15 protein-coding genes are annotated in these 20,213 nt (G+C 70.1%); 8 read left to right on the top strand and 7 right to left on the bottom strand.

Going from position 1 to position 20,213, the window contains the following annotated elements; genetic code table 11:
* Positions 1 to 119 precede the first annotated feature (119 nt).
* Positions 120 to 719, bottom strand: coding sequence for a GDSL-type esterase/lipase family protein (locus tag ACH49X_RS09880; RefSeq protein ID WP_195079499.1), 600 nt, complete (start codon positions 717 to 719; stop codon positions 120 to 122).
* Between the two features lie 84 nt (positions 720 to 803).
* Here ACH49X_RS09880 and ACH49X_RS09875 point away from each other — a divergent pair, with 84 nt between their 5' ends.
* Positions 804 to 1,598, top strand: a complete 795-nt coding sequence (locus ACH49X_RS09875; RefSeq protein WP_357209161.1) for a 2OG-Fe(II) oxygenase family protein — start codon at positions 804 to 806, stop codon at positions 1,596 to 1,598.
* On the top strand, positions 1,585 to 2,349 hold the full coding sequence (locus ACH49X_RS09870; protein WP_357209160.1) for an SDR family oxidoreductase: 765 nt from the start codon (positions 1,585 to 1,587) through the stop codon (positions 2,347 to 2,349). The genes ACH49X_RS09875 and ACH49X_RS09870 overlap by 14 nt, the downstream gene beginning before the upstream one ends.
* On the opposite strand, the gene ACH49X_RS09865 is transcribed toward ACH49X_RS09870, so the two are convergent.
* Positions 2,350 to 3,219, bottom strand: a complete 870-nt coding sequence (locus ACH49X_RS09865; RefSeq protein WP_195079501.1) for an SDR family NAD(P)-dependent oxidoreductase — start codon at positions 3,217 to 3,219, stop codon at positions 2,350 to 2,352.
* 21 nt (positions 3,220 to 3,240) lie between these two features.
* Complete coding sequence (locus tag ACH49X_RS09860) at positions 3,241 to 4,140, bottom strand: polysaccharide deacetylase family protein (protein ID WP_357111048.1); 900 nt, start codon at positions 4,138 to 4,140, stop codon at positions 3,241 to 3,243.
* 327 nt (positions 4,141 to 4,467) lie between these two features.
* Between ACH49X_RS09860 and ACH49X_RS09855 the strand changes: the two genes are divergently transcribed.
* Entirely contained in the window at positions 4,468 to 6,840 is a 2,373-nt protein-coding gene (locus ACH49X_RS09855) for a YbhN family protein (protein ID WP_195079503.1), read from the top strand.
* On the opposite strand, the gene ACH49X_RS09850 is transcribed toward ACH49X_RS09855, so the two are convergent.
* Complete coding sequence (locus ACH49X_RS09850; RefSeq protein ID WP_357209158.1) at positions 6,837 to 7,535, bottom strand: class I SAM-dependent methyltransferase; 699 nt, start codon at positions 7,533 to 7,535, stop codon at positions 6,837 to 6,839. The genes ACH49X_RS09855 and ACH49X_RS09850 overlap by 4 nt on opposite strands.
* Positions 7,536 to 7,633: 98 nt before the next feature.
* Between ACH49X_RS09850 and ACH49X_RS09845 the strand changes: the two genes are divergently transcribed.
* Positions 7,634 to 8,245: a TetR/AcrR family transcriptional regulator gene (locus tag ACH49X_RS09845; protein ID WP_357209157.1), complete on the top strand. Its 612-nt coding sequence runs from the start codon at positions 7,634 to 7,636 to the stop codon at positions 8,243 to 8,245.
* A 91-nt stretch (positions 8,246 to 8,336) separates the two neighbouring features.
* Here ACH49X_RS09845 and ACH49X_RS09840 read toward each other — a convergent pair whose 3' ends face one another.
* Positions 8,337 to 8,939, bottom strand: a complete 603-nt coding sequence (locus ACH49X_RS09840) for a cysteine hydrolase (RefSeq protein ID WP_195079505.1) — start codon at positions 8,937 to 8,939, stop codon at positions 8,337 to 8,339.
* Positions 8,940 to 9,006: 67 nt separating this feature from the next.
* Positions 9,007 to 10,578 carry a fatty-acid--CoA ligase FadD5 gene (gene fadD5, locus ACH49X_RS09835; protein ID WP_357111040.1) on the bottom strand — a complete coding sequence of 524 codons (1,572 nt, stop codon included), beginning with the start codon at positions 10,576 to 10,578 and terminating at the stop codon, positions 9,007 to 9,009.
* Between the two features lie 342 nt (positions 10,579 to 10,920).
* Between fadD5 and ACH49X_RS09830 the strand changes: the two genes are divergently transcribed.
* Positions 10,921 to 11,898 (top strand): nitronate monooxygenase family protein, encoded by a 978-nt coding sequence (locus tag ACH49X_RS09830; protein WP_195079507.1) that lies wholly within the window; start codon positions 10,921 to 10,923, stop codon positions 11,896 to 11,898.
* Positions 11,899 to 11,904: 6 nt separating this feature from the next.
* Here ACH49X_RS09830 and ACH49X_RS09825 read toward each other — a convergent pair whose 3' ends face one another.
* Positions 11,905 to 12,876 carry an MBL fold metallo-hydrolase gene (locus tag ACH49X_RS09825; RefSeq protein WP_357111037.1) on the bottom strand — a complete coding sequence of 324 codons (972 nt, stop codon included), beginning with the start codon at positions 12,874 to 12,876 and terminating at the stop codon, positions 11,905 to 11,907.
* Positions 12,877 to 12,991: 115 nt separating this feature from the next.
* Here ACH49X_RS09825 and ACH49X_RS09820 point away from each other — a divergent pair, with 115 nt between their 5' ends.
* The 3 genes from ACH49X_RS09820 to ACH49X_RS09810 are packed head-to-tail and all read left to right on the top strand — an operon-like array spanning position 12,992 to position 20,198.
* Positions 12,992 to 13,324 carry an acyl carrier protein gene (locus ACH49X_RS09820; RefSeq protein WP_323124338.1) on the top strand — a complete coding sequence of 111 codons (333 nt, stop codon included), beginning with the start codon at positions 12,992 to 12,994 and terminating at the stop codon, positions 13,322 to 13,324.
* A complete protein-coding gene (locus ACH49X_RS09815) occupies positions 13,321 to 18,378 on the top strand; it encodes an SDR family NAD(P)-dependent oxidoreductase (RefSeq protein WP_357209155.1) in 5,058 nt (1,685 codons plus the stop codon). Before ACH49X_RS09820 ends, ACH49X_RS09815 begins: the two co-directional genes overlap by 4 nt.
* Positions 18,375 to 20,198 carry a fatty acyl-AMP ligase gene (locus tag ACH49X_RS09810; RefSeq protein WP_357209153.1) on the top strand — a complete coding sequence of 608 codons (1,824 nt, stop codon included), beginning with the start codon at positions 18,375 to 18,377 and terminating at the stop codon, positions 20,196 to 20,198. Before ACH49X_RS09815 ends, ACH49X_RS09810 begins: the two co-directional genes overlap by 4 nt.
* Positions 20,199 to 20,213: the final 15 nt, after the last annotated feature.

Genomic DNA, 20,213 nt, shown 5'->3' with positions numbered 1-20,213 from the left:
ACACTGTGACACAAGGGAGTTCGACCCAGAGCACGTTGATGCGTCGCGAACGCGAAAAATAGGCCATTCTGTCTGAGACAAGTACGATCGCATGGCCCGGTGGTCGAAAATTCAACGAGTCACCGCCGCAGCCACGCGCGCCACTGCGGAGCGATGAGCGCGGCCATCTCCTGGTAACCAGCGGCCCCCGGATGCGCCCCATCGCCCGCGCGGACGTCGGCGGACCACACCGCGCCGGCGCGCAGGGGTTGGTGCACCCGCACGTACGGCACGTGCGACCCGGCGCAGACCTGGGCGAACCGTTCGTCCAGCGCGGCGGTGCGGGCGTTGTGCTCGTCGTCGGCGATCGGCGGCGGAGCGACCATCAGCACCGGCCATCCCCGCTCGGCCGCCTGCGCGATCAGCTCGCCGAGGTTGGCGACCGATTCCTCGGGCGCCACCCGCGAACCGCCGTTCTCGTGCATGGTGTCGTTCACGCCGAACGACAGCACGACCCGCGCGTCGACGCCTTCCGGCAGGCGGGGCGCGCACTCCGCGCGGAAGCGCCGCAGGATCTCGGCCGAGGTCTGTCTGCGCACCCCGAGGTTGTAGGCCGTCAGCGGAACCCCTTCCGCGTGCGCGAGGGACACCAGCCTGCCCGCCCACCCCAGAGAACCCGGGTCGCCGACACCGGCGACGAACGAATCCCCCACGAAACACACACGCAGATCACGGCTCACCCGCGTGATCCTGACAGGCCGGGACCGGCCCGCGAGTTCCGGGTACGGGCAATATGATCACGGAGGTTCGACCGGGAGGGAGTTATGGTGACAACCGAGCCGGAAGTCGCGACACCGCCGGTTCCGCAGTGGTTCGCAGAGTTGTTCGCCCATCGACGCTGGATCCGGCGCAGCAGGCCCTTTCCGCACGTGTACGCCCGCGACGTGTTCGTTCCCGAGTTCTATCGACGGCTGGCCGAGGAAGTGGATCGGGTCCGCGCGCGGCGTCCCGAGTTGTTCGCGCCGGTCGCCGCCGGCTACAGCGCCGACGGAATCCGGCTGGCCGATCTGCGCGACGGCCCGCTCGCGGTGTTCTCCTCACGGGAGTGGCACGACCTGGTCGCCCGGCTCGGCGGCGTCGAGGCGACCGGTGACGTCGAAGGGTCGTTGCACCACCACGGGCCGGGCAGCCCGTTCGGCTGGCCGCACAACGACTTCAATCCGGCCTGGTTCCCCGGTCCGCCGCCCGGACCAGGCGAAGTGCGCCTGCCCGACGCCACCGTGCATACCAAGACCGGCGCACGCGCGCCCGGCGTCGTCGCGCGCGAAACCGTGCGCGCCGTCGCGGTGCTGTTCTATTTGGGCAATCCGGGGTGGGCACCGGGCGACGGCGGCGAGACCGCGCTGTACGACCACGTCGCCGAAGGGTCGGCGCTACCGTCGGTGACCCTCGTCCCGCCGCTGGACAATTCGCTGCTGCTGTTCGAGGTCACGCCGCGCACCTGGCACACGTTCGCGGGCAACAACGTCGACGACCGCAACAGCGTGGTGATGTGGGTGCATCGCACCAGGGCGGACGCCGAGCGGCGCTGGGGAGGAGACAAGATTGTCCACTGGTGAACGCCGCGTCTGCCTGCTCACCGGCGCGAGCGGCACCCTGGGCGACGCCTTCTGCCAGGCCTACTACCGCGACTACGACATCGTCGCCGTGTGCCGCACCCGCACACCCGCGGTGCCGTCGCAGCTGGAGTGGTACGTCGATCCGCTGGCGCCGGACGCGGCGGTGCCGGAGAACGATGCCCGCGTGTTCGTGGTGCGATCCGATCTGACCCAGCCGGGCGAAGTGGAACGGGTGGTCGACCTGGCGCTGGCCCGGTTCGGCCGGGTGGACCTGCTGGTGAACAACGCGGCGCACGTCCGGCTGCACCAGGGCGGCATCGTCGACGGCGACGCCGCATTGGAGGACTTCGATCCGCATTTCGCGCTCAATGTCGCCGTGCCACTGCGTTTCGCGGCGCGCTTGGCGCAACGATGCTGGTTGCACGCGGGCCAGGAGAATCGCGCGCGCAATCGCAACATCGTCAATGTCTCGAGCATTTCCGGCTCCGAGGTCTATCCCGGGCAGACGCTGTACTCCGCGTCGAAGGCCGCGCTCAACCAGCTGACCCGCCATATCGCCGCCGAGTTCGCCGAGTTCGGGGTGCGCGCGAACGCCATCGCCCCCACCACTTTCCCGGCATTGGTCCCCACCGAGCAAGTCGCGCGGGCGATCGTCGAACTGGACGCGAGCGCGGTGTCCGGTGGGGTGTACGGGGTCGGCGTCGAGCCGGAGCGCGCGGACGGATCCTCGCTCCGGCTCGCCGGACCGTGATTACTCGCTCGATGCGAGGCCGGTGGCCTGCTCCGACAGCGTCCAGAGCCGTCGCGCGAGATCGGCGTCGAGCGCCTGCTTGTTCTTCGGCGGCTCCACATCCAGCCGGTGGAAGTACTGGCCGTTGATCGCCGCGCCGTCGGCGGTGGTGGCCAGGTGCACCAGCGGCTCGGCGCCCTTGTCGGGCTGGAGGAAGAACGGACGCCCCAGCGGCGAGCGGATGAACCAGCCGAGGCCCAGCGGCGCGTTGTCGTAGACGCGGGTGGCGACCGCGCCGGGGTGGAAGGCGGCGGTGGTGAGGCCGGTGCCTTCGGTGCGGCGGGCCAGCTCCCTGGTGAACAGGATGTTCGCCAGCTTGGACGCGCCGTACGCGCCGAGCTGGTTGAACGAGCCGGTCGGCGCGTTGGCGGTGTCCAGGTTCAGTTTCGCCATCCGGTAGGTCGTGCTCGCGGTGTTCACCACCCGCGCCCGCGCCTGGATCAAGCGCTCCAGCAGCAGGTTGGTCAGCAGGAACGGGGACAGGTGATTGACCTGGAAGGTGAGTTCGTTGCCGTCGTCGGTGACCGTCCGCTTCGGCCACGCACCGCCCGCGTTGTTGGCCAGCACGTCGATCCTCTGGTACCGGTCGAGCAGTTGATCGGCCAGTTTGCGCACGTCGTCGAGCCGGGCGAAGTCGGCGACGAACGGCTGCGCGCCCGCCTTCGCCGCCACCTCGGCGGTTCGCTCCGGCGATCGGCCGACGACGGCGACGGTGGCGCCGCGCGCGGCGAGCCGCTGCGCCGCGGCGGCGCCGATGCCCGAGCTCGCGCCGGTCACCACCACCGTCTTTCCCGTGAGGTCCTGGTCTTGTGTCTGTTCCCGCGCTGCCATCGCTGCCTCTCGCACATCGGTTTACGTGACCCGATCGTCTTCGGCTCGCGCCGGTTCGGCAAGCACCGACGCGCGGGAGTAGTGCTCGGCGATCTCGTCGCTGGTGGTGAGCCACACTCCCGGGTGGCCCGCCACGTAATCGAGTGCCTCGTCCAGGTACTTGATCCGGAACGCCTGCCCGATCACGAACGGGTGCAGGGCCAGCGCCATGACCCGCCCGCTGCCGGCCGACTCGGCGTAGAGCTGGTCGAGCTGATCGCGCACGATCCGCACGAACTCCGGACCGCTGGTGGCCTTGCCGAGGAACAGCGTGTTGTCGTTGAGTTCCACCGAGTACGGGACGCTGAGCAGGCCGGGTACCGACAGCGGATAGGGCTGGTCGTCGTTGGTCCAGTCGAGGACGTAGCCGAGGCCGAGTTCGGCCAGCAGCGACGGGGTCTGGAAGGACTCGGTGAGCGCGGGCCCCATCCAGCCGCGCGGCCTGCGCGCGGTCGAGCGTTCGATGGTCGCGACCACGTCGGCGAGGTAGGCGCGCTCCTCGTCCGCCGGAACGTCGGGCTGGAAGATCGAGTTGTTCTTCCCGTGGGCGACCCACGCCCAGTCCCGCCGCACCCCCGCCGCCACGATCTGTGGATTGTGTTCGACCACATCCGAATTGAGCAACGCGCTGGCCCGGATGCCGTGCCGGTCGAGCACATCGATGACCCGCCAGATGCCGACCCGAGGCCCGTAGTCGCGCCACCCGTAGTTCAGCGGATCCGGCGCGAGACCCGACGTGCCGGGAAAGATGCTCGTGGACGGCCGATCCACCTGATAGTGCTCGACATTGAGCCCGACATAGAACGCCACCCTGGCGTCACCGGGCCACCGCAGCGGCGGACGATCGACGATCGGGCTGTAATCGAAGAGTTCGTTGTCCATGCCCTCATGCTGAAACTTGACACTGGTGTGAGGATCAACCGTGGCGGGAGTGACGTGCGGCACACCGCGTCGCCGGGCGGAAGACGGCAGCGGTTCCGCGAGCCTCAGCGCGTGCACCGGCCGGTATCGTGCAGCGAACGCAACAACTGATCTCGTACGCACCTGGGCAACTCATCGGGACGCCCAGAAGGGGAGTGGCGCCCGACGCAGACCTGGACACGAATCTCGCGGCTCTCGACCGGTACGGCCCGGAGAGCCGCGGAGGCGGGGAGCGGCTCCAGCGCCACCCAACCAGTACGGCCTGAATACCCGGAGAGGCGGACCAGCATGCGAGTGGACGGGCGGGAGATCCCGGTCACGGGAAGCCTGCTACAACCGCTGATCCGGCGCACCAGCGACATCGTCCGGGTGGTCCTCGCAACGCTGTGGGTGGCGGTCGTGATCGCGGCCTCCTTGATCACCCGACCGGAATGGCTGGCCCTGGAACGCTCGGTCTCCAACATCGTCGGTTTCCTCAATCCGGACCAGTCGAACCTGGTCTATCTGGTCTACGGCATGGCGATTCTGGCGCTGCCGTTCGCGATCCTGATCGAGCTGATCATCGGCAGGCAGTGGAAGCTGCTCGCCGGCTACGCCGCGGCCGGCGTCGTGGCGGGCTTACTGCTGTCCATCACCGGCACCGGTCTGTCCGCGCCGAAATGGCATCTCCAAGTGCCGGACCGGCTGGACACCTTCCTGTCCCAGTTCCTCGACGATCCGCGTTGGATCGCGATGATCGCCGCGATGCTCACCGTGGCCAGCCCGTGGCTGCCCATCCGGCCGCGACGCTGGTTGTGGTTCCTGCTGCTGGCGTTCGCGCCGATCCACCTGGTGGTCAGCACCGTGGTGCCCGCGCGGGCGATGTTCGGGCTCGCGGTGGGCTGGCTGGTCGGCGCGGTGATCGTGCTCGTGGTCGGCACGCCGGCGCTGGAGGTCCCGCTGGACGCGGCCGTCCGGGTGCTCGCCCAACGCGGTCACACGGTCACCGGATTCACCGTCGTGCACCCGGCGGGCCGCGGGCCCTTGGTGCTCGCCGCCGCCATCGAAGGGCCGGAACGCGAGCTGATCGTCGAGCTGTTCGGCAAGAATCAGCGCAGCTTCGGCGCGCTGCGCCAGGTGTGGCGCTGGCTGACCTTCCGCTCCAGTGAGACCGCGGCCATCCACGGTTCGATGCACCGCGCGGTCGAGCACCGCGCGCTCATGGCGATCGCCGTCGCCGACCTCGGGCTCGGCAGTTCCAGCCCTGTCGCGGTCGCTGCGCTGTCGCGTGGCTGGATGCTGTACGCGCTCACCCAACCCTGCGGCACGGCGCTCACCGAACAGTCCGCCGAAGTGCTGCCAGGGGTGTGGCAAGCGCTGGACGCCTTGCAGCGCAAGCAGATCTCGCACGGCGACCTGCGGCCGATCGATATCCGCGTCGCCGACGGCGTCACGCTGTTCGGCGGCTTCGGCAACGCCGAATACGGAGCGTCGGACGCGCAGCTGCAATCCGACATCGCCCAGTTGCTGGTGACGACCACCGCGACGTTCGGCAAGGAGCCGGCCGTGCGCGCGGCGATCGAAACCATCGGCGAAGCCCGGGTACTCGCCGCGGCGAGCCGGTTGACCAAGTCGGCCATACCGACCGGCATCCGCAAAGCGGTTCCGGAGTGGAAGACCGCGCTGTCCGACGCCCGCGAGGAGGTGCGCAAACAGACCGGTCAGGACCGGATCGAAGCCGAGCAGATCACCCGGTTCTCCCGCAAGCAGATCATCCAGCTGGTGCTGCTGATCGGGCTGGTGTACGTCGCCTACCCGTTCATCAGCGCCGTGCCTGCCTTCTTCACCCAGCTGCGCACGGCGAACTGGTGGTGGGCGCTGCTCGGTCTGCTGGTCTCCGCACTGACCTATGTCGGCGCGGCGGCGGCGCTGTGGGCGTGCGCGTTCGGCGCGGTGAACATCCGCAACCTGCTCGTCATGCAGGTCGCCAATACCTTCGCGGCCACCACCACGCCCGCGGGCGTCGGCGGACTCGCGTTGAGCGTGCGGTTCCTGCAGAAGGCCGGGATCGGCACGGTGCGCGCGACGGCCGCGGTGGCGCTGCAACAGGCGGTGCAGGTGATCACGCATATCGGCCTGCTGCTCGCGTTCAGCATCCTCGCGGGCACCTCGGCGGACCTCTCGCATTTCGTCCCGGATGCCACCGTGCTGTATCTGCTCGCCGGCGTCGGGGTCGGGATCGTCGGCGCGTTCATGTTCGTGCCGAAACTGCGCCGCTGGCTGAACAACGCGGTCCGGCCGCAGTTGCAGGAGGTCATCGGTGAACTCGCGGAGCTGGCCCGCGATCCCAAACGGTCCGCGGTGATCATCGGCGGATGCGCGGCGCTCACCGTCGGCATGGCGGGCGCGCTGTGGGCCAGCGTGCAGGCGTTCGGCGGCGGCACCACTTTCATCACCGTCACGATCGTCACCATGATCGGCGGCACGCTCGCCGCCTCCGCGCCGACGCCGGGCGGTGTCGGCGCGGTCGAAGCGGCGCTGATCGGTGGTCTTGCCGCCTTCGGCCTGCCCGCCGAGATCGCGGTGCCATCGGTGCTGCTCTACCGCGTGCTCACCTGCTGGCTTCCGGTGTTCTGCGGCTGGTTCGCCATGCGATGGCTGGCGAAGAAGGACCTGATCTAGGCGGGTTTGACGGCCAGCAGGACGCCGGTCGCTGGGCGCACCGTGACGAACTCGATCTCGTCGAAGCCGTTCGCGCGCAGCACGTCCCGGTACCGGCGGATGTCGACGGCCGCCAGCGGGTCACCGTGGTCGTGCGAAGTGTCGTGGGCGCGGTGGGCGGCGAAACGCGCCATGACGCGCACAGCGGCGGAGAGCACGGGTCCGGTCGGATGCGCGTCGGCGAGCAGGAGCCGACCCCCCGGCCGCAGTATCCGGAACATCTGCGCGAGCGCGGCGGGACGTTGTGCCGCGTCGATGTGGTGCATCGCGAAGGTCGAGACGACCAGGTCCGCCGACGCGTCGGGCAATGGCAGCGACTGTGCCGCGCCGACCTCGAATCGGCAGTTCGGCAGGTCGCGTGCACGCGCGGTCGCGTAGTCCACCATCTGCCGTGCGGGATCGATGCCGACCACCCGGCCTGCCCCGTGAGCCAGCAATCGAGCGAAATCGCCTGGCCCGCAGCCGACGTCGACGATGTCGGCGCCCGGGGCGGGCCGCGCCAGGCGGGCGAGGCGGGCATTGAGGCGGTTGGCGCCGCCGAGCAAGGTCACCTCCTTGAGGAGCCGATAGCGCCGCGGCTGCGTGAGCAAGATACCGACGTCGTCGGCGCCGTCGTCTCGGGAGGGGATGCGGGACTTCTGTTCGTTTTCGGCCATGTGTTCAGGATCCCGCTCCCAGACCGGGATCACCAGGCACAATGTGGTGAAAACCGTCCGGAATCGGACGGAAGCGAGACATTCGTTCAGGAGAGAAAGTGCCGTCGAGCGGACACAGCACAGCCGACCGCACCGATCGCCGAGTCCGGCGCACCAGGGACTCGCTGCATCGGGCTCTGGTCGAGCTCATGATCGAACGCGGCTACGACCGGATCACCATCAGCGAGATCTTGACCCGCGCCGACGTCGGCCGCTCGACCTTCTACGCGCACTATCGCGACAAGGACGATCTGCTGCTGCGCAGCTGCGCGGAGTACTTGCGAACGGCGATCACCGCGGCGAATCCGGCCGTGCAGGACGATGATCCGCTCGCACCGGTGCACACGTTGTTCCGGCTCGCCGACGGAAGCCCCGAGGTCTACCGGGCGCTGCTGCGCCGCAAAAGCGGGGCCGTGCTCCTGCGGACGACCATCGATGTCGTGACGGAAGTATTGGGCGAGCGGCTGCGCGAGCGACTGCGACTTCCACCCGCGGAGGTCGCCACGACGGTCACCTTCCTGTCTTGGGGCGTGACCGGCCTGCTCAACGCGATCGCCGAGGCCGATCCGCCGCTCTCGGCGGACGAGGCCTATCGCCGTTTACTGCTGCTGGTCGGCCCCGGGCTGACCAGCCGGGTCGGCGGCGCTTCGGCTGGTTCGCCGAGCTCTTAGCGGACCTCTCCGTTGGACCGCGCATCAGAGAGCATCGGCCGATTCCAGCGACCGCGCCTCTGCGGGCCGACTGCTCGGGAAGAGAAGCTGCTCAGCCGCCGATCAGTTGCAGCGCATCCGCGGCGCGCACGCTGCCCGCGGTGACGAGCTCCAGATTGGCCAGCGCGGCCTCGTGGGCTTCCGGGGTGGCGGCGGCCAGACAGTCGGCCACCGGATGCACCGTGAAGCCGAGATCGGTGCCGTGCCGCGCGGTCTGCTCGACGGTCAGATTGGTGGCGACGCCCGTGACCAAAAGCGTCTCGATCCCTTGATCGGTCAGCCACCGCGGCAGTTTGCTGCCCGCCAGGCCGGAGAGTTTCTGGTTGTCGAAGACTTCCGTCGGCTGCGCCGCCATCTCCGGAATGATCGCCGCCCCCGGCGATTCCGGACGGAACTCGGTCTGCGCCGCGCCGACCGAGCGCATGAATCCGGTGTTGCGCACCAGTTCGCCCTCACCGATCGGAATGGTGAACCGGGTGAAGACCACCGGCAACCGAGCCGCGAGCGCCGCGGCGTGGAAGTCCGTCGCCCGCGCCACCACACCCGAAACCGCCACGGGCGCGGCCAGCATGGGACCGAAGAAGCCTTCGGGCCGAATGACATTCACCTGCCAGTGCAGCGCCAGAACGGCGGCGCGGATGCGTCGGATCGCCATGCGACGACCTTACGCACCCACGCCGCGCGCATTGTCCGATTCACGTGAAACCGAACTCACCGCACGCTCAGGACGAATACTCCTTGCGCAACTGGACTTTGACCACCTTGCCGCTGGCGTTGCGCGGCAGCTCGGGCAGCAGCACCAGATCCTTGGGGTGCTTGTAGCGCGCCAGGTTCTCGTTGAGGAACGGCTCCAGCTCTTCCAGGGTCAGCTCGTCGTCCGGGTCGTGCAGGGCGACCACCGCGACCGGCACCTCACCCCACTTCTCGTGCGCTCGGCCGACCACCGCGGCCTCCCGGATCTTGGGGTGCGCGAACAGGACGTTCTCCACCTCGGCGCAGTAGATGTTCTCCCCGCCGGAGATGATCATGTCCTTCTTGCGATCCACCACGTAGATGAAGCCCTCTTCGTCCTGGCGGACCAGGTCGCCGGAGTGGAACCATCCGCCAGCGAACGCCTCGGCGGTGGCCTCCGGCTTGTTCCAGTAGCCCTGCATGAGCGTGGGGCCGCGGTAGACGATCTCGCCGACCTCACCGGGCGCGACGTCGTTCATCTCGTCGTCGACGATCCGCGCCTGGATGGTCGGGATCACCTTGCCGACCGAGCCGAGCTTGCGGATCGCGTCCTTGCCCTCCAGCACGCAGGTGATCGGCGACATCTCCGTCTGGCCGAACACCGCGACGTTGAACGCGTTGGGGAAGCTCTCGGCCATCGCGCGCAGCACGGTGTCGGAAGCGGGCGCGGCGCCCCAGCTGAGCACCTCCAGCGCGAGCTTGCGGTCCTTCACCGTCGGGTGGTCGCAGACCAGCTGCCACTGCGCGGGCACGCAGAACGCGGAGGTGGCCTGCTCCCGCTCCAGGGCGTCGAGGAACTCACCGGCGTCGAAGGCGCCGAGCGGATGCAGCACCGTCTTCGAGCCGAGCATGAAGGCCGGGGCGAGGCTGCCGAGCCCGGCGATGTGGAACAGCGGCGACGTGCACAGGCCGACCGAGTCCGGCTCCAGCGCCAGCGCCCGGATGCAGGTCAGCGCCTGGGCGTTCATGTTCGCGTGGGTCAGCACCGCGCCTTTCGGGCTGCCTGTGGTGCCCGAGGTGTACATGATGAGGCTCGGGGTGTCCTCCGGGATGTCCAGCGGAGTGTGCGGCTCACCCTCCTCGGCGATCAGGTCGTCGTAACCGATCGCACCGTCGCCGGACGCGCCGCCGATCACCACGAGGGTCTCCAGGGCGGGCGCCTGCGCCCGCACGGCGGCGGCCAGCGGCTGCAGCACGGTGTCGGTGACCACCGCCTTGGCTCCGCTGTCGCCGACGATGTAGGCGACCTCGGGCGGCGTGAGCCGGAAGTTGACCGGGACCGCGATCGCGCCGAGCGCGTTGATGCCGAACACGGCCTCGAGGTATTCCGGGTAGTTCAGCGCCAGGATCAGGACCCGGTCGCCGAACCCGACGCCACGACGCGCCAGTCCGTCGGCGAACTTCAGCGACCGCTCGTGCAACTGCCGCCAGGTGGTGTCCGCGCCGCGGAACCGGAGCGCGACCGCGTCCGGGCGCATCTGCGCGTGCACGGCGAGCTGGTTGTTCCAGTGGTTGCGCCGCGACCTGATCGGCTCGTCGAGCGCTGCTGCCCCGGTGGTCATTGCCACGAACTCCTCTCGGACCGCCATCGGCCCGCCGGGATGTCCGACGGCGGCGACGGGCTGAATCGCGTGCAGAATAACAACTAACTTAAACGCCCGGCAAGAGATTGCGGAATGAATCGGGGTTAATCAGCCCGACCGGGGTCACACGCACGGGTCCGGATCTTCTAGCAGGCCATTTGCGTAACTGTACGCCGATGACGAAGGCGAAGCAGCGTCGAGGAAGATCATCGAATATGCGAACGTCGGCTCACTTGTGAGTTGAAGGCGGAGCGATTCTCGTGTCACCATCGACGCCAACGGGCGAACCGGCACGCCCGCGCGAGGTATAGGAGAAGCGCAATGCTGCGGACCAGGTTCACCGAGAAGTTCGGGGTGGAGCACCCGATCGTCCAGGGCGGCATGATGTGGGTCGGGCGGGCCGAGCTCGTCGCGGCCGTCGCCAACGCGGGCGGGCTCGGCTTCATCACGGCCCTGACCCAGCCGACCCCCGACGACCTGCGCCGCGAGATCGCGCGCACCAGGGAGCTGACCGACAAGCCGTTCGGCGTGAACGTCACCATCCTGCCGTCGATCAACCCGCCGCCGTACGCGGAATACGTGCAGGCCATCATCGACAGCGGGGTCAAGATCGTCGAGACGGCGGGAAGCAACCCCGAGCCGTTCCTGCCCTACTACAAGGACGCGGGCATCAAGGTGCTGCACAAGTGCACCAGCGTGCGGCACGCGCTGAAGGCCGAGCGGATCGGTGTGGACGGGGTGAGCATCGACGGCTTCGAATGCGCGGGCCATCCCGGTGAGGACGACGTTCCCGGCCTGGTGCTCATCCCGGCCGCCGCGCGGGAGCTGAGCATCCCGATGATCGCCTCCGGCGGCATCGCCGATGCCCGGGGCTTGGTCGCCGCGCTCGCCCTCGGCGCAGACGGCGTCAACATGGGCACCCGGTTCCTGTGCACGCAGGAGTCCTCGATCGATCAGAAGGTCAAGGAGAAGATCGTCGCGAACTCCGAGCGCGACACCCAGCTCATCTTCCGCACCATGCGCAACACGGCGCGGGTGGCGGACAACGAGATCAGCCGCAAGGTCGTCGAGATCGAGAAGTCCGGCGGCACCTTCGACGACGTGCGGGATCTGGTGGCGGGAGCGCGCGGCCGCCGCGTGTTCGAAGAGGGCGACCTGGACGCGGGCATCTGGTCGGTCGGCCTGTGCCAGGGCCTGATCCACGACATTCCGACCTGCGCCGAGCTGATCGGCCGCATGGTCACCGAGGCCGAGGAGCTGATCACCGCTCGCCTGGCCGAGACCGTGGTGGTGGGCTGACCTGCGCTACCGGGCCGCGCGGGCGGTGACGGCCGCGTAGTCGTGGCTCGCGACGAGTTCGATGCCGTCGGGCAGCGCGTGCAGGCGGTGGATCGTGGTGAAGGCGGCGTCCCGGTCGGCGTCGAACAGCTTGCCCGGCATCGGCGCCTTCTCCCGCAGCAGATCGACCTGCAACTTGCTCCAGACGGCGTCGCCCGCGAACAGCACGCGGGTGCCGTCGTCCACCGCGAGCAGCACGCCGATGCTGCCCGGGGTGTGGCCCGCGAGATCCACCAGCAGCACCGAACCGTCGCCGAACAGGTCCTTGCTGCGCGGGAAGGTCAGCACCGGCGGGCCGTCCAACTCGAAACGGTCGAAACGGCGCCCCCGCAGCGGGCCGCGCGCCACACCGGCCGGCGCGTGCGGGCCGCCCATCGCCCAGTCGTACTCGACTCCGGGCAAGCGGATCTCCACCGAAGCGGGCAGCTCGAGCAGGCCGGAGACATGATCCCAGTGCAGGTGGGTCGGCACCACGAAATCGATGTCCTCGCCCGCCAGGTCGTGTGCCGCGAGCGCGTCGGACAGCCCGAGCACCGGCTTGTCCGGCGCGACGAGCAGCGGTACCGGGAACGGCAGTTCGGGCAGCACCCGCTCGTGCACGCCCGCGCACAGGGCGGGATCGACCAGGAAACGCGCCTTCGGATGCTCGACCAGGAACGCCGCCATCGACAGCCGCATCTCCCGCAGGCTGCGCACGCCCTCGGCCACGATCGTGGTCGGCGCGGACATGGTGGCCTGCGTCAGCACGGTCAGCCCGACCGTGGCGCCCGGGGCGGGCGGCGGCACCACTTCGAGGTTCGCCAGCAGGGCCGTGTCGGGGCGGCGCGGCCGCAACAACCGGCCCGGCGTGGCCGCCAGCGCGGCGCAGCAGCGCAGCAGGGTGGGCAGAGTCGGCGTGCGCTCGGCACGGGTGGCGGCACCGCTGTCCGGTTCGGTCACGATGCCACGGTATGTGATCACGCCGGTTCGCGAAAGAGCCGGGCAGGCAGCGGATATGCGTCCTTGCTCAGGGCCGATTCTCCGGCATAATCGCGGGGGTACCGTTCTCGAGCGGGTGACGACAGCCGGGGAGACGGGGAGGGAGGACGCGATGCGGCCCGGTCTTCCGGACGGGCACGGTGGTGCACAGCAGCACGACGGTTCGCTCGGCGGTAGCCGACGCACCGCGCTGACCCGCGCCGCCGTCCTGGCGGTAGCGGATCTACTAGGCGTCGACGCCGCCTCGGTGTCGACCAACTCGCCCTTTTCCGATCTCGGCCTCGGTTCCACCCAACTCGCGAGGCTGACCGCCCATCTCGAGGACGCCATGGGAGTCGAGGTTCCGCTGACCGCGATCTACGACCATCCGGACATCGAGCAGCTTGTCGAGTATCTCGCGATGCGATGAGCAGCGCGGCTACTGCTTCCGTCGGCTCGCATCCCCCCGTCTCCATCATCGGCATCGGCTGCCGGCTGCCGGGCGCGGCGAGCGTCGCCGAGTTCTGGCAGCTGTTGACCGAGGGCACAGACGCCACGTCCACCCCGCCCGCCGGGCGGCTGGGCGCGCGGCGTGGCGGGTACCTCCGCGATGTCGAGTCCTTCGACAACGACTGGTTCGGCATCTCCGACCGCGAGGCCGCGGTGATGGACCCGCAACAGCGGCTCGCGCTGGAAGTCGCGATCGAAGCGCTCGACGACGCGGGGATCGGCTATCGCACGCGGGGCTCCGGCGCGGCCGTCGTCTTCGGCGCGTCGGGGTACGACCACGGCATCGCGGTGCTCGGCCGGGCGGGCCACGACGCCCCCTTCGCGGTGACCGGGTCGGCGCTCAGCATCATCGCCAATCGATTGTCGTACGTGCTCGACCTGCACGGGCCGAGCCTGGTGCTCGACAGCGCCTGCTCGTCCTCGCTCGCCGCGGTCGACCTCGCGGTCCGGCTGCTCGCCGACGACGCCGTGCCGTTCGCCATCGTGGGCGGCGTCAATCTCGTTCTGCTGGAACACACTTCGAACTATCTGGCCGAGGGTGGCTTCCTCTCACCCGGCGGGCGGTCGACACCGTTCGACGTCTCCGCCGACGGCTACACCCGCGGCGACGGCTGCGCCGTGGTGATTCTGCAGCGCAGCGCGGACGCGATACGCGAGGGCAACCGGGTGTACGCGGAGATCGCCGGAACCGCCGTGGGATCGGACGGACGCTCCAACGGCATCTACGCGCCGAACGGACGCGCGCAGCAGGAGACGCTGCGCGCGGCGTGGGCGCGGGCCGGACGCCCGCCGAGCAGCGCGGACTACATCGAATGCCACGGCACCGGAACGCCTTTGGGCGACGCGGTGGAGGTCGGCGCGCTCGCAGCCGCGCTCGGCGACGGCGCGGACGGTCCGGTCTGGATCGGTTCGGTGAAGTCGAACATCGGTCATCTGGAGGCCGCCGCCGGAATCACCGGGATGGTGAAGACCGCGCTGTCCATCCACCACGGGGTGATCGCCCCGACGATCAACGTGCACACCGAGCACCCGCTGCTGCGTCTGGCCGAGCGCGGCCTGCGCGTACCCACCGAGCCGGTGGACTGGAGCCGGGTGCCCGCGCCGGAGCGCGTCGCCGGCGTCAGCTCGTTCGGATTCGGCGGCACGATCGCGCACCTCGTGCTCCGCGGCGTCGCTCGGACCCGGTCGGAAAACGACGCGCGCTTCCCGATCCTGCTCCCGCTCACCGCACGCGACGACGAGGAACTGCGCGAACGCGCGCTGCGACTGGCCGACGAACTGGACCGGGCGCGGCCGTCCCTGCCCGAGTGGGCCGCCGCGTCGGCGCGAGCGCTGCCCGAGCAGGCCAGGGCCGCGATCCTCGCGCACGATCACGCCGACGCGGTGCACCGGTTGCGCACGCTCGGAGGCGGCGACGCGGCGCTCGGCATCGTGGCCAACCGTCGCCGTGGCGGGCTGCTGTTCCTCTTCTCGGGACAGGGCGGCCAGCATCCCGAGATGGGCCGGGCACTGGCGGCGCGGTACCCGGTCTTCGCCGCCGCGCTCGCCGAGGCGACCGACGCGATCGTGACGGCGGGCGGACCGCGGGTCTGGACGCCGCGGCACGGTTTCACCGCCGCGGGCGAGACGCAGGCCACCGACCTGGTGCAGCCCGCGTTGTTCGTCTTCCAGGTGGCATTGGTGAAACTGCTGGCGGCGTGGGGCATCCGGCCCGATGCGGTGGCGGGTCACAGTCTCGGCGAAATCGCGGCGGCTGCGGTGAGCGGCGCGCTGAGCCTCGCGGACGCGGCGCGCGTGGTGGTGCTGCGCAGCGCGACCTTGGCGCATCTGGACGGGCGGGGCGCGATGGCGGTGCTGGAGGCGGCGCCGCAGGACGCGGCCAAACTCGTGGAGCCGATGCGGTCGGAAGTGGCCGTAGCCGCGATCAACGGCCCGAGGTCGGTGGTCGTGTCCGGCACACCGCGCTATATCGACACGCTGGTGCGGCGGGCCACGCGGCGCGGAATTTTCGCGCGCAGGCTCGCGGTCGACTTCGCCGCGCACAGTCCGCAGGTCACCACCGTGCTCGCGCCTTTCGTCGCGGCGTTGAGCGAGATAACCCCGCTGGCGCCACGGCTGCCGGTGTATTCGACGGCGCGGCGCGGCGCGAAACTCACCACCGCCGCGATGGACCGCGACTACTGGGCGGAGAACGCCGCGGGCACGGTGCAATTGGCGGCCGCGCTGGAGCGTGCGGCCGAAGACGGCATCTCCACCGTGGTGGAAATCGGCCCGCATCCGGTGTTGCCGGCGGCGGTGCGAGAGTATCCGGACTTCCGCGACGGCACGCATGCCGTGGCACTGCGCGACGACGAGGTGAGCGGCTTCCTGACCGGCGTGGCCGGGTTGTACCTGGAGGGGAGGCCGATCGACTGGTCCGCGCTCGGCGCCTTCGGCACGCCGGCGCCGCGGCGATGGCGCAAGCGGAGATTTCCGCTGCTGACGGCCGGGCCGGCGAGCGCGCATGTCCCCGAATCCGCCTTCACGGCAGAGGATCTGACCGACCACGTAGTGCAGGGTGACAACATCGTGCCCGCCGTCTTCTGGCTGCGAAGACTGCTGCGACTGGCCGGGGACACCCTCGGCTCGGCCACCCTGGCGGACTTCGCCGTGCACGAGAAGACCGATCCGGGCGTCCTGCCCGAGGTCGTCTATCGCGGGCCCGGCGTGGAGGAAAGCGTGCGGGCGGAGGTCACGGGCACCGGGACGCTGGCTTCGGCCCGGCCCGCCGGTGACCCCACACCCGCGGATATCGTCGCATGGATGCGGGTGGTCGACGCAAACCGGGCCGCTCGGCATCACATGCGCGTCATCACCACCGGCGTCTTCTATCAGGAATTGCGCCGCAGGCGGCTGGAGTACGGTCCCCGGTTCCGCACACTGCGCGGCATCGCCGCGGGCGCCGGACGCGCGCTCGGCCTGTTCGACGCCGCCGAATTGCATCGCACCGCGACGCTGGACGGCTGCCTGCACGCGCTCGCCGCCGCGGTGTTCGACGAATTGCCCACGACGTCGATACCGCTGCCCATCGGCATCGACTCGGCCTGGCTGTCGCGTGAACCCGATCGCCACGTGCTCGAGGTGCACGCCCTGGTCCGCGAGCGCGGCGACACCGGACTGATCGGCGACGTCATCGCGACCGACCAGCACGGTGTGCCCTGTCTGGCTCTGTCCGGTGTACGCATTCGCTACGCCGATCCCGCTGACGAGGACGGGCTCGGCGTCCTGCGCACCGCGCCCGCCGGAAACGCGACGCGCAAAGCGCCCTTCCGCCAGGAGACCTGGGAGTCACGCGACCTCCGTTCGCTCGGCGACGCGCCTGAAACCCGCGTACGAAGGGCGGTGGTGGTCGGCGCCTCCGACCTCGCCGTCCGGCTCGCTCGCGCGCTCGACGCCGAGCTGCCGACCGAACGGATCGCGCGCGAGCCGGACGACGCGAGCCCGCTGGTCGGTGCGGTGCTGGCCGGGCGCACCGGAGGCCACGCCGTGGTGGCCGTCTGGCCCAACGGTTCCGGCGCGAGCGAGGGTGATGACGTCGCGGCGGCGGCCGGTCGTGTCCTCGAACTGCTGCAACTGATCGCCGCCCACGACGCCACCGCTTCCGTGACAGTCGTACTGCCGCAGGCGGACACGGCCCGCTCACCTTCGCGGTCCGATGAAGCCACGGTGACGGCCTCGGTCGTCCCCGCGGCCATCGCCGGGCTGGTGCGCTCGCTGCAACTGGAGACCGGTCGCACGGTGCGCCTGGTCTGGGCCGATCCCGATCCGAGGAACCTGCCGCTGCTCACCCGTCTCGTGACGAGCACCGACAGCGCCGTGCCCGACGAGCTGCGCCTGTCGGCGGGCGAGATCGCGGTGCGGCGCTTCACGCCCGCGCGGCCGCGCGCCGTGCCCGCCGTCGGCATCGACGCGAACGGAACCTACGTCGTCACCGGCGGGCTCGGCACGCTCGGCTCGGTCGCCGTGCGCTGGTTGCTCGACGCGGGCGCGCGTGACGTGGTGGTGCTGACCAGGGCGCCGCGCCCGGTGCCCGCCCTGCTCGACGGCTTGGAGGACCGCATCGTCGTGGTGCGCTGCGACGCCGCCGACCGGGACGACCTGGCCAACGCGCTCAGTGACATCAGGGCCTCCGACTCGGTGATTCGCGGCGCCGTGCACGCGGCGGGCGTGCTCGAGGACGCCGAGTTCGACACGATCACCACGGGGCAGCTGGCCAGAACGTTCCTGCCCAAATCCACTGCCGCAGGCAATCTGATCGAGCTCACCGCGACCGACGCCACCGATTTCGTGTTGTTGTTCTCCTCGGCCACCGGCGCGCTCGGTGCGCCGGGCCAGGCAGCGTACGCCGCCGCCAACGCGGCGATGGACGCTCTCGCCCAGCGTGATCCGGCTAGACGGATCGTGAGCGTCGGCTGGGGGCTCTGGGATTCCGGCCTCGCCGCGGCGGCGGGCGGCGCGAACCATCTCCGGCGTGCGGGCGTCGGCGCGTTCGACCTGCCGGGCGGAAGCGCCATACTGTCCCAGGTCCTGCGCTATGACGGCCCATACCTGCTGGCACTGGAGCACACGCCGACGACAGACACTTCCCCGATCGCGATGCGATTGACGAATCTGCTGGCGCCCGTATCCCGTTCCGATCCCGCGCCCGCGCCGGCCGCGAGCGAGCGCACACCCGAGCCCGCCGAACCACTGACCACGATCATCCGCCGCATCCTGGCGAGCACGCTCGACCTGCCCGCCGAGCACATCGACCCCGCGGCCGACTTCAACGACCTAGGACTCAGCTCGCTGCTCGCGATCGAGATGCGGCGAAACCTGGAAGCGCGCCTGCGCGTCCGGATCGCGACCGCCGAGTTGTTCAAGCACCCCACCATCACCGCTCTCGGCGCCGCCCTGCTGGATCGGGTCGCCGCGAACACCGGAGACACCTCGTGACCCACGCCGACCACCCGGCGGGCAACGGTCTCGCCACATCGGTGGCCGCATGGGCCGCCACCCGGCCGGACGAGCCGGCCTTCACCGAATTGCGTTTCCGCGTCCACGACCGCAAGCCCGTCACGCTGACCTACGCGCGCTTGCATGCGGCGGCGGGCGCGCTGGCCGCGCGGCTGCGGCAGGAGAGCGCCCCCGGCGACCGGGTGGGCATCCTCTGCGCGCACGGCGTCGACTACGCGGTGGCGTTTCTCGCCTGCCTGTACAGCAATCGGGTCGCAGTGCCGCTGTTCCCGGCCGCGGGCGCGCGCAACCGCGACCGCCTGCATGCCGTCTTGGCCGATGCCAGGCCCACGCTCGCCCTGCTCTCCGCGCACGACGAGATCACCGCACCAATCCTGGGCGACGCCCTCGGCCGCGTGCTCACCTTGCCCACGCATCCGGCTGTGCCGGAATGGGATTCGTCCGCGCACACCTCGGTGGCGACGGCGAGCACGGCCGCGCGCCGCGCGGGATCACCGGAGACGCGGTTCGTCCCGCCGGGCGCGAATTCGCCCGCGCCGGTGATTGATCCGGTGTGCGACGAGCTGGCCTATGTGCAGTACACCTCCGGATCGACGAAGTCGCCCGCGGGCGTCCGGGTCACCCACGAGAACCTCGCGGCGGCGTTGACGCAGCTCGGGTACGCCGTGTCGGTCGCGAAGGACAGGCCGATCGTGACCTGGTTGCCGTTCTTCCACGACATGGGTCTGATCCTCGGCCTTTCGCTGCCGCTGTTCCTCGGCGTGCACGGCATCACGCTGGCTCCGGCGGAGTTCGTGAAGCGCCCCGTCCGCTGGCTGCGCGCGATCGCCGACTATCGCGCAGGCACCACGGGATGCCCCAACTTCGGATTGCAGCTCGCGGTGTCGGGCACCACTCCCGCCGAACGCGCCGGGCTGGACCTGTCCGGATTGGACCTCGTGCTCAACGGCTCGGAGCCGGTCCGCGCCGACGCACTCGCCGAGTTCACCGAGACCTTCGCTCCGTACGGATTCCGTCATCACGCGCACACCCCCGGCTTCGGCCTGGCCGAGGCCACCCTGACGGTCACCATCTGCGATCAGCGCGAGGACCCGGTATGGCACCGTTTCGACCGGGCCGCACTGTCGGAAGGACGCGCGGTCGTGCAGCTGGCGGACACATCCGAAACCACGGAGGGCGTGTCGCTGGTCGGGTGCGGCGCACCCGCCGGACAGCAGGTGCGGATCGTCGACCCGATGACCGGGGCCGTGCTGCCCGCCGGACGCGTCGGCGAGATCTGGGTGGCCGGCGACAATGTGTGCGACGGATACGCGGGCAGACCGGATGCCACGGCGGAGGTGTTCGGCGCCACGGTGCCGGGAAGCGCCGCCCGCTGGCTGCGCACCGGCGATCTCGGGTTCCAGTACGACGGCCAGCTCTACATCGCGGGCCGCCGCAAGGACGTCATCGTGGTGGACGGGCGCAATCACTATCCCGCCGACATCGAGGCGACGGTGCAGGCATGCGCGCCCGAGATCCGGCCCGGGCACGTGACGGCGTTCGGGTACGACGACGGGCTGCGCGAAGACCTGGTCGTGGTGGCCGAACTCGGTGCCGTCGATGGCCGCGAGCCGCTCGAACTCTTCGCTTCAGCCCGGCGCATCCGCACCGCGGTTGCCGCGACCCACGAGGTGATGCCCGGTGCGGTACTTCTTGTTGAGCCGGGACGAATCCCCAAGACCAGCAGCGGAAAACTCCGCCGCGGCGAATGCAGGGCGCGTTACCTGGCGGGCCGCCTCGATCCGGTGGCCATGATCTGACCACCCTGCTTCCGT

It is taken from the genome of Nocardia sp. NPDC019323 (assembly GCF_044389845.1).
Lineage (GTDB): Bacteria > Actinomycetota > Actinomycetes > Mycobacteriales > Mycobacteriaceae > Nocardia > Nocardia implantans.
Note: the sequence above shows the minus strand (reverse complement) of the source record. Positions and strands in the feature narration are given on the sequence as shown.

What these genes read in the sequence shown, in the direction of transcription:
- ACH49X_RS09875 (WP_357209161.1), top strand. Translation starts at nt 804, where the DNA reads ATGGTGACAACCGAGCCGGAAGTCGCGACACCGCCGGTTCCGCAGTGG.
- ACH49X_RS09865 (WP_195079501.1), bottom strand. Translation starts at nt 3,219, where the DNA reads ATGGCAGCGCGGGAACAGACACAAGACCAGGACCTCACGGGAAAGACG.
- ACH49X_RS09860 (WP_357111048.1), bottom strand. Translation starts at nt 4,140, where the DNA reads ATGGACAACGAACTCTTCGATTACAGCCCGATCGTCGATCGTCCGCCG.
- ACH49X_RS09855 (WP_195079503.1), top strand. Translation starts at nt 4,468, where the DNA reads ATGCGAGTGGACGGGCGGGAGATCCCGGTCACGGGAAGCCTGCTACAA.
- ACH49X_RS09850 (WP_357209158.1), bottom strand. Translation starts at nt 7,535, where the DNA reads ATGGCCGAAAACGAACAGAAGTCCCGCATCCCCTCCCGAGACGACGGC.
- ACH49X_RS09840 (WP_195079505.1), bottom strand. Translation starts at nt 8,939, where the DNA reads ATGGCGATCCGACGCATCCGCGCCGCCGTTCTGGCGCTGCACTGGCAG.
- fadD5 (WP_357111040.1), bottom strand. Translation starts at nt 10,578, where the DNA reads ATGACCACCGGGGCAGCAGCGCTCGACGAGCCGATCAGGTCGCGGCGC.
- ACH49X_RS09830 (WP_195079507.1), top strand. Translation starts at nt 10,921, where the DNA reads ATGCTGCGGACCAGGTTCACCGAGAAGTTCGGGGTGGAGCACCCGATC.
- ACH49X_RS09815 (WP_357209155.1), top strand. Translation starts at nt 13,321, where the DNA reads ATGAGCAGCGCGGCTACTGCTTCCGTCGGCTCGCATCCCCCCGTCTCC.